At 63.5% G+C, this 8,056-nt stretch carries 8 protein-coding genes; 4 read left to right on the top strand and 4 right to left on the bottom strand.

Annotation, left to right across the window (positions count from 1 at the left end):
- On the top strand, nt 1-1,307 hold a 1,307-nt coding region (locus EN781_RS18910; protein ID WP_145965547.1), incomplete at its 5' end, for a caspase family protein.
- Between the two features lie 14 nt (nt 1,308-1,321).
- On the opposite strand, the gene EN781_RS18915 is transcribed toward EN781_RS18910, so the two are convergent.
- Nucleotides 1,322-1,846: an OmpA family protein gene (locus tag EN781_RS18915; RefSeq protein WP_126054548.1), complete on the bottom strand. Its 525-nt coding sequence runs from the start codon at nt 1,844-1,846 to the stop codon at nt 1,322-1,324.
- Between the two features lie 168 nt (nt 1,847-2,014).
- Here EN781_RS18915 and EN781_RS18920 point away from each other — a divergent pair, with 168 nt between their 5' ends.
- The 3 genes from EN781_RS18920 (at nt 2,015) to rimO (ending at nt 4,706) form a co-directional block, all read left to right on the top strand.
- On the top strand, nt 2,015-2,422 hold the full coding sequence (locus tag EN781_RS18920; protein WP_126054547.1) for a DUF930 domain-containing protein: 408 nt from the start codon (nt 2,015-2,017) through the stop codon (nt 2,420-2,422).
- A 190-nt stretch (nt 2,423-2,612) separates the two neighbouring features.
- Nucleotides 2,613-3,272, top strand: coding sequence for a TerC family protein (locus tag EN781_RS18925; RefSeq protein WP_126054546.1), 660 nt, complete (start codon nt 2,613-2,615; stop codon nt 3,270-3,272).
- Nucleotides 3,273-3,392: 120 nt separating this feature from the next.
- Nucleotides 3,393-4,706 (top strand): 30S ribosomal protein S12 methylthiotransferase RimO, encoded by a 1,314-nt coding sequence (gene rimO, locus EN781_RS18930; RefSeq protein WP_126054545.1) that lies wholly within the window; start codon nt 3,393-3,395, stop codon nt 4,704-4,706.
- 67 nt (nt 4,707-4,773) lie between these two features.
- On the opposite strand, the gene EN781_RS18935 is transcribed toward rimO, so the two are convergent.
- The 3 genes from EN781_RS18935 to EN781_RS18945 are packed head-to-tail and all read right to left on the bottom strand — an operon-like array spanning nt 4,774 to nt 7,926.
- Entirely contained in the window at nt 4,774-5,841 is a 1,068-nt protein-coding gene (locus EN781_RS18935; protein ID WP_126054544.1) for a BMP family ABC transporter substrate-binding protein, read from the bottom strand.
- Between the two features lie 52 nt (nt 5,842-5,893).
- Entirely contained in the window at nt 5,894-6,814 is a 921-nt protein-coding gene (locus EN781_RS18940; protein WP_126054543.1) for an ABC transporter permease, read from the bottom strand.
- Complete coding sequence (locus EN781_RS18945) at nt 6,814-7,926, bottom strand: ABC transporter permease (protein WP_126054542.1); 1,113 nt, start codon at nt 7,924-7,926, stop codon at nt 6,814-6,816. The genes EN781_RS18940 and EN781_RS18945 overlap by 1 nt, the downstream gene beginning before the upstream one ends.
- Between the last annotated feature and the right edge of the window lie 130 nt (nt 7,927-8,056).

Raw genomic sequence — 8,056 nt, forward strand, 5'->3', positions numbered from 1 at the left:
ACTACCAAAGCGCACGCCTCCCCCACCTTGCCAACGCCGACAACGACGCCAGAAGACTTTCCGAGAGCCTGAGAAGGCTGAACTTCGACGTGCTCACCGGCACCGATCTTTCGGCGGAGGGATTTGCCAGGCTGTTTCAGGAAGCCACCGGCAAGCTTGCCGGCGCCAACGCGGTGCTCATTTTCTACGCTGGCCACGGCGTCCAGCTTCAGGGCGAGAACTATCTTTTGCCAGTCGACACGCCCGACGCGCAAAACCTGGAGCAGCTGACCGCGCGCGCGATCAGGCTCAATGATGTGATCGCCAAATTTGCCAGCCGTGAGCGGCAAACCTTCATCTTCCTCGACGCCTGCCGGAACAACCCGGTGGGCGAAGGTGCCAGCACCGCCGATGGCCTCGCGCAGGTCGAGGTGGGCGAGAACATTTTCGTCGCCTTTGCGACCCAGCCCGGCAACACCACGGTCGATGGAGCCGGCGACAACAGCCCCTTCACCACGGCCCTGTTGCAGAACATCGAAATCCCGGGGCTCAGCATTTCCGACATGATGATACGCGTGCGCAACGAGACCGAGGCGCTCACGCTCGGTCGTCAGGTGCCGTGGGATCAGTCGAATCTGCGCGAGCAATTCTACTTCACCGAACAGCAGGTGCTCGATCCGACCCAGTTGAGCGCCAGCCTGTCGCGCATCCTGTCGGATCCGGTCGCCAAGGAGAAGCTGCAGGTCGAGCTTGCTTCCAACGACCTGCAGACCGCGGTGATCATCGTCGGCCAGACATTGCGGTCGGTCGAGATCACACCGCCGTCGGATCCCTCGGCCAAGCCTGCCGGGACGCAGGTCGCCAGCCTCGACGGCGCGAAGGAAAGCGTAGTCTCCGGCCTCGAAACACTGATCGTCGGCAAGTCGGCCGGCGAGCCGGACCCGGAAAAGGCCACCGATCTCGCGCGCAGTATCCAGACAGAGCTGCGTCGCCTGGGCTGTTACCGCACGAGCGTCGACGGAAATTGGGGCAAGGGCTCCGTCCGCGCCGTCACCAGCTACTACAAGAACACCCGGCGCACGGCATCGACGACTGAACCCACCGTCGAACTGCTGGGCGACCTGTTCTTGCAGTCGGGCCGCGTGTGCAAGGATCCGGTCGTCGTGCAAAGGACCAAGCCGGCCAGGATATCGTCGGATGCCGCCCCTGCGCGCGGCAAGGCGGCGACCAGCCGAAAGGCCGCAAGGTCCTCGAAGCCGCAGTCCTCGCGTCCGGCCGCTCCTCCCCCCGACATCAGCGGTGGGATCGGCATCGGCGGCGTGTTCTAGCAAGATCACGCGATCTACTGGGTGTTCATGCGCATCTCGACGCGGCGGTTGACCGGATCGTAGGGATTGGCCACCCGCGGAAGGGTTGCGCCAAGGCCAACGGACGTGATGCGCGACGGCTCGATGCCGTTCGACAGCAGGAATGCGGTCACCGACTGGGCGCGGCGTTCCGAAAGTCCCCTGTTGTAGGTGGGCGAGCCGGAGGCGTCAGTATAGCCTTCGACGACGAAGTTCTGGCTCTTCAGGCGATTGTCCTTCAGCGCCTTGGCAAATTCGCCAAGCTTGGCCCGGGCGTCCGGCATGAGTTCGGCGGAATCGAGATTGAAATTGACCAGCATATCCAGGCCGGCCGGCGCCGGCGCGTCCGCCTTGCCGTCACATTCGTCTGCGGCGCCGACGCATATTCCGCGCGACTGGCCGAGCTGGGCTGTGCTGGCGAAAAACTTGATGATGTCTTCCGACGATTGCACCGGGTCGGCAAGCGAGGCCGGAGGCATCAACGACGCCGCCAGAACGAGGATCGAAATGGTCGCGCGCATCGCCGCCTCCAGTATCGTCGTCATGGATCGAGAAAACACTCTTCAGCACCGCCAGCCTGGACGATGTGACGCATCTCACATACAGGCAAAAAGGCCCAGATACCGCAGTAGCGTGTGAGGGCTACGCCCGCCGTCCGACCGCGGTCTGGTTGATTTCTCAGACAAAATATGCTGCTTCTCCCGCCGATGAAAAAGCTCTGCCTCTTGGTTTTGGCGTCCTTGACGCTGGCATGGCCGGCCTATGCGATGGACAACGCGCTGCGCGCCGGCCTCCTGAAACTTGATCCACAGACCCGGCTCGAACAGCGCTGCGATGCGGAAGTGCTCGATCGGATCACCCACGACGACCACAAATACAAGGCCGACCGAGTGGTCGCCTACGCCTTTGCTACGCCGGAGATGAGCGCCGACGCGATCCGGAGCCCGGGCGCGGCCTTCCGCAGCAAGGGGCAATGGTATCGGTTGAAGTTCAAGTGCCAGACCGCGCCCGACCACATGCAGATCCTGCAGCTGCGTTACCGGATCGGCGACGAGATCCCGGAAACCGATTGGGCGAAGTACAATCTCTACGACTAGAGCCACGACGCACTTGCGCCGGCCTGTCGGCGACCTGCCATTTTGACCCGAACCGATCACTCGCCTGTCGAAAAGAGTCGGCTTGCCGCGCTTGTTCCGGCCGGTCACTTGACGCACACGAACCATACACGTTAGGGCGTCTGGATATTCGACGACCGACACTCGGCGAACAGCAAAGGGCCTCCAGCCGATGGACATTTTCAGCGCCGCAAGCTTGACCGCCCTTCTCCAGGTCATTGCCATCGATCTTGTGCTGGCCGGCGACAATGCGATCGTCATCGGGCTGGCGGCCGCCGGCCTGCCCACCGAGCAGCGCAAGAGGGCGATCCTCATCGGCGTGCTGGCAGCGACCGTGCTGCGCATCCTGTTTGCCGCAGTAACCGTCAAGCTGTTGGCTATCGTCGGCCTGCTGCTCGCCGGCGGCATCCTGCTCTTGTGGGTGTGCTGGAAGATGTACCGCGAGTTGCGCACCTCTCATGCCGACGAGGAGGAGGCGACGGAGGCACTGTCCAATACCGACTTCGACAGGGACAGCAAGATCGCCGGCAAGGCGCCGCGCAAGACGCTTGGCCAGGCGGCGCTGCAGATCGTCGTCGCCGACGTGTCGATGTCGCTCGACAACGTGCTGGCGGTCGCCGGTGCGGCGCGCGATCATTTCTGGGTGCTGGTCATCGGTCTCGTGCTGTCGATCGGCTTGATGGGCCTTGCCGCGAGCTTCATCGCCAGGCTGCTGCATCGCTATCGCTGGATTGCCTATATCGGCCTGGCGATCATCCTCTATGTGGCAGTCGACATGGTCTATCGGGGCGCGATGGAAGTGTGGCCGCATGTCAATGCAGCGGTAAGTTGACGATCGGCGCCAGCGGCAGGCGGAACAACGACGGTTGTGTTTCGCCGCAGCCGTTGCCCATACCAATGCCGCAATTAGTGTGGTATTGCGCCGCCGATCCCGAAAAGCCCGGAAAAGCTTATGTCTGCCCCTCGCGTCAGTTTCGTCAGTCTTGGATGCCCGAAGGCGCTCGTCGATTCCGAGCGCATCATCACGCGGCTGCGCGCGGAAGGCTACGAGATCGCGCGCAAGCATGACGGGGCCGATCTCGTCGTGGTCAACACCTGCGGCTTCCTCGATTCCGCGCGCGACGAGTCGCTCAACGCCATCGGCTCGGCGCTGTCCGAGAATGGCCGTGTCATCGTCACCGGCTGCCTTGGCGCCGAGCCCGAGGTCATCCGCGAGAAGCACCCCAATGTGCTGGCGATCACCGGGCCGCAAGCCTATGAGAGCGTCATGGCAGCGGTGCACGAGGCGGCCCCGCCCAGCCACGATCCCTATATCGACCTTCTGCCGCCGCAAGGCGTGAAGCTCACGCCGCGCCACTACGCCTATCTCAAGATCTCCGAAGGCTGCAACAACCGCTGCACCTTCTGCATCATCCCAGCGCTGCGCGGCGACCTCGTCTCACGACCGGCGGCCGACGTTTTGCGCGAGGCCGAGAAGCTGGCCAAGGCTGGCGTGAAGGAAATCCTCGTCATCTCGCAGGACACCAGCGCCTACGGCATAGACATCAAGTACCAGACCAGCATGTTCGGCGACCGCGAGGTCAAGGCAAAATTCCTCGACCTGGCCGAAGAGCTCGGCAAGCTCGGCATCTGGATCCGCATGCACTATGTCTATCCCTACCCGCATGTCGCCGACGTCATTCCGCTGATGGCGGACGGTAAGATCCTTCCCTATCTCGACATCCCGTTCCAGCATGCCTCGCCGCAGGTGCTGAAGAACATGCGCCGGCCAGCGCATGGCGAAAAGACGCTTGAGCGCATCCGCGGCTGGCGCGAGACTTGCCCGGATCTCGCCATCCGCTCCACCTTCATCGTCGGCTTTCCGGGCGAGACGGATGAGGATTTCGAGATGCTGCTCGACTGGCTGGACGAGGCGAAGATCGACCGCGCAGGCTGTTTCAAATACGAGCCGGTCAAGGGGGCGCGCTCCAACGATCTCGGCCTCGAGCAGGTGCCGCAGGAGATCAAGGAAGCGCGCTGGCATCGCTTCATGCAGCGCCAGCAGAAGATCTCGGCCACGCAGCTCGCCAAGAAGGTCGGCAAGCGCCTGCCGGTGCTGATCGACGAGGCGCACGGAATGTCGGCCAAGGGCCGCACCAAATATGACGCACCGGAGATCGACGGCTCGGTGCACATCCAGTCACGCCGTCCGCTGCGCGCCGGCGACATCGTTACGGTCAAGGTCGATCGCGCCGACGCCTACGATCTCTACGGCTCGGCGGTCTGACGCAAAATATGCGGCAAATGAAAGGCCGCCCCGAGGGCGGCCTTTCATTTCAATGTCCGACCGTCGCTTACTGCGGCAGCTTGTCGTCGACGCCCTTGACGTAGAAATTCATGCCGAGCAGCGTACCGTCGTCTGCGACTTCGCCGTCCTTCAACCAGGGCGAGCCGTCCTGCTTGGCGATCGGCCCGGTGAAGGGGTTCCAGCCATCGGCGATCTTCTTGGTGGTCGCCTCGGCCATCGCCTTGACGTCGTCGGGCATGTTGGTGAACGGCGCAAGCTTGACGGCGCCGTCCTTGATGCCCAGCCATACATTGTCCGGCTTCCAGGTGCCGTCGATGGCAGCCTGGACGCGGCTGATGTAGTACGGCCCCCATTCGTCGGTAAGCGAGGTGAGCTGCGCGTTCGGCGCGAACTTGATCATGTCCGAGGACTGGCCGAATCCGTGCAGCTTGCGCTCCTCCGCCACCTGCAGCGCGGCGGTGGAATCGGTGTGCTGGACGATGATGTCTGCGCCCTGGTCGAACAGCGCCTTGGCGGCGTCGGCTTCCTTGCCCGGATCGAACCACGAGTTCACCCAGACGATCTTGGCCTTGAAGTTCGGGTTGACCGACTGCGCGCCGAGCATGAAGGAGTTGATGCCCATCACCACTTCGGGGATCGGGAAGGACACGATGTAGCCGGCGACGCCGGCCTTCGATTCCTTGGCGGCGATCTGGCCGAGGACGTAGCGCCCTTCATAGAAGCGCGCATTGTAGATGCCGAGATTGTCGCCGGTCTTGTAGCCAGTGGCGTGCTCGAACATCACCTTCGGGAATTTCTTGGCCACCTTCACTTCGGCATCCATGAAGCCGAAGGAGGTGCCGAAGATGAGCTTGCAGCCTTCGCGCGCCAGGCGCTCGAAGGCGCGGTCGGCGTCGGGGCCTTCCGAGACGTTCTCCAGATAAGCGGTCTCGACCTTGTCGCCGAGCGCCTTCTCCACCTCGAGGCGGCCCTGGTCGTGCTGGTAGGAATAGCCGAAGTCGCCGATCGGGCCCGTATAGACCCAGCACGCCTTGAGCTTGTCGGCGGCTTCGGCCGTTGCCGCCAGCGAAATGGCCGCGGTCGTGGTCATCAGGGCAATAAGCAATTTTTTCATCGTGTTACCTCTCTGAGTTAAGCCTTGGAGCTTCCCGTCTTTTTGTTTGTTGTCAACGATCCGGAACGAATGGCTGCCCCAAGGAAGCCGGCGTGTTCATCATCGTCAGACGCTTGTTGCGCGAGATTAGAACGAGAACCACGACGGTTGCCAGATAGGGCAGCGAAGAAAGCATCTGCGACGGTATCGGAATGCCAAAAGCCTGTGCATGAAGCTGGCCGATCCACACCGCGCCGAAGATGTAGGCGCCGGCCAGCACCCGCCACGGCCGCCAGGAGGCGAACACCACCAGCGCCAGCGCGATCCAGCCGCGCCCCGCGGTCATGTTCTCCACCCATTGCGGCGTGTACACCAGCGACAGGTGTCCGCCCGCAAGACCGGCGCAGGCGCCGCCGAAGATCACCGCCAGATAGCGGTAGCGGATGACGTGGATGCCCAGCGCATGCGCCGAAGAGTGGCTGTCGCCGATCGAGCGGAGCGTCAGACCGGTGCGGGTCCTGAACAGGAACCACGTGACGGCGGCGGTCAGCGCGATCGAGATGTAGAAGACCGGATCCTGGCCGAAGATGAGCTTGCCGACGACCGGGATCGAGCTCAGGCCGGGAATGTCGAGATTGGGCAGGCGCTGGCCGGGCTGGCCGACGAAACTCGTTCCCATCATGCCGGAGAGACCGAGGCCGAGCAATGTCAGCGACAGGCCGGTCGCCACCTGGTTGGTGGCCAGCGACAGCGTCATGACGGCAAACAGCAGCGAGAACAGCGCCCCCACGGCGATCGCGGCGAGCAGGCCGATCCAGGGCGAACCGGTGAGATAGCCGGCGCCGAAGCCGCCGACGGCGCCCATGATCATCATGCCCTCGACGCCGAGGTTGAGGACGCCGGAGCGCTCGACCACCAGTTCGCCGATTGCCGCGATGAGCAGCGGCGTCGCCGCGGTGGCGATGGTCAAAAGAATGTTGACGGTGATTTCCATCAGCGTGCCTCCTCCAGCTTGGGCGCGGCCTCGAGCTTTGGCGCGGCAAAGCCGATCAGACGAATGCGGTAGTGGATGAGCGTGTCGCAGCCGAGCACGAAGAAAAGAAGCATGCCCTGGAACACGCGCGCCACCTTGTCGGAGATGCCGAGCGCGCTCTGCACGGCCTCGCCGCCGAGATAGGTCAGCGCCAGAACAAGGCCCGCGGCGATGATGCCGAGCGGGTTGAGCCGGCCGAGGAAGGCGACGATAATGGCGGTGAAGCCATAACCGGGAGAGATCACGGGCTGCAGCTGGTTGATCGCGCCTGAGACTTCCGAGATACCGGCCAGGCCGGCAAGCGCCCCCGACAACAGGAAGGTGAAGAACACCATGCGGTTGAAGCCGAAGCCGGCGAAGCGCCCTGCCCTCGGGCTGGAGCCCAGCACGCGGACCTCGAAGCCCTTCAGCATGCGGCCCATCAGCAGCCAGATCAGCACGGCGGCGACCAGGGCGAAGACGAAGCCCCAATTGGCGCGCCCGGCGTCAGGCATCAGTTCGGGCAGGATGGCGGAGTCGCCGAACTGGATGGTCTGCGGGAAGCCATGGCCTTGCGGATCGCGCCACGGGCCCCGCACCAGCCAGTCGAGGAAGAGCTGTGCGACGTAGACCAGCATCAGGCTGGTCAGGATCTCGTTTGTGCTGAAGCGCGTCTTCAGCAGTGCCGGGATGGCGGCATAGACTGCACCGCCGAACATGCCGAGGATAAGCATCAGCGGCAGCACCAGCGGGCCTTCGAAATGGGGGAACAGCACCGGGATGATCGAGCCGAAAATGGCGCCGAAGATCAGCTGCCCCTCGGCGCCGATGTTCCAGATATTGGCCCGGTAGCAGACCGACAGGCCGACCGCGATCAGGATCAGCGGAGCGGCCTTGATCGCCAACTCGTGCAACTGCCAGACCTGGCTGATCGGCTCGATGAAATAGATCTTGAAGGCATTGAGCGGATTGACGCCGAGCAGCGCGAACAGGATGGCCCCGGCGATCATCGTCAACGCGAAGGCGATGAAGGGCGACAGCATCGAAAACAGCGCCGAGCGCTGCGGGCGTTTGACGAGTTCGAGGCGCATCATGCCGTCTCCAGCGTGTGTTCGGCGTGGCCGGGCTCGGCGCCGCCCATCAAGAGGCCGATCTTCTCGAAGGTCGCTTCGGCGATCGGTAGCGGTTTCGACAATTCGCCATTGTGCATCACCGCGATTGCAT

It is taken from the genome of Mesorhizobium sp. M4A.F.Ca.ET.090.04.2.1 (assembly GCF_003999085.1).
Lineage (GTDB): Bacteria > Pseudomonadota > Alphaproteobacteria > Rhizobiales > Rhizobiaceae > Mesorhizobium.

What these genes read in the sequence shown, in the direction of transcription:
- EN781_RS18935 (WP_126054544.1), bottom strand. Translation starts at nt 5,841, where the DNA reads ATGAAAAAATTGCTTATTGCCCTGATGACCACGACCGCGGCCATTTCG.
- EN781_RS18920 (WP_126054547.1), top strand. Translation starts at nt 2,015, where the DNA reads ATGCTGCTTCTCCCGCCGATGAAAAAGCTCTGCCTCTTGGTTTTGGCG.
- EN781_RS18925 (WP_126054546.1), top strand. Translation starts at nt 2,613, where the DNA reads ATGGACATTTTCAGCGCCGCAAGCTTGACCGCCCTTCTCCAGGTCATT.
- rimO (WP_126054545.1), top strand. Translation starts at nt 3,393, where the DNA reads ATGTCTGCCCCTCGCGTCAGTTTCGTCAGTCTTGGATGCCCGAAGGCG.
- EN781_RS18915 (WP_126054548.1), bottom strand. Translation starts at nt 1,846, where the DNA reads ATGCGCGCGACCATTTCGATCCTCGTTCTGGCGGCGTCGTTGATGCCT.
- EN781_RS18940 (WP_126054543.1), bottom strand. Translation starts at nt 6,814, where the DNA reads ATGGAAATCACCGTCAACATTCTTTTGACCATCGCCACCGCGGCGACG.
- EN781_RS18945 (WP_126054542.1), bottom strand. Translation starts at nt 7,926, where the DNA reads ATGATGCGCCTCGAACTCGTCAAACGCCCGCAGCGCTCGGCGCTGTTT.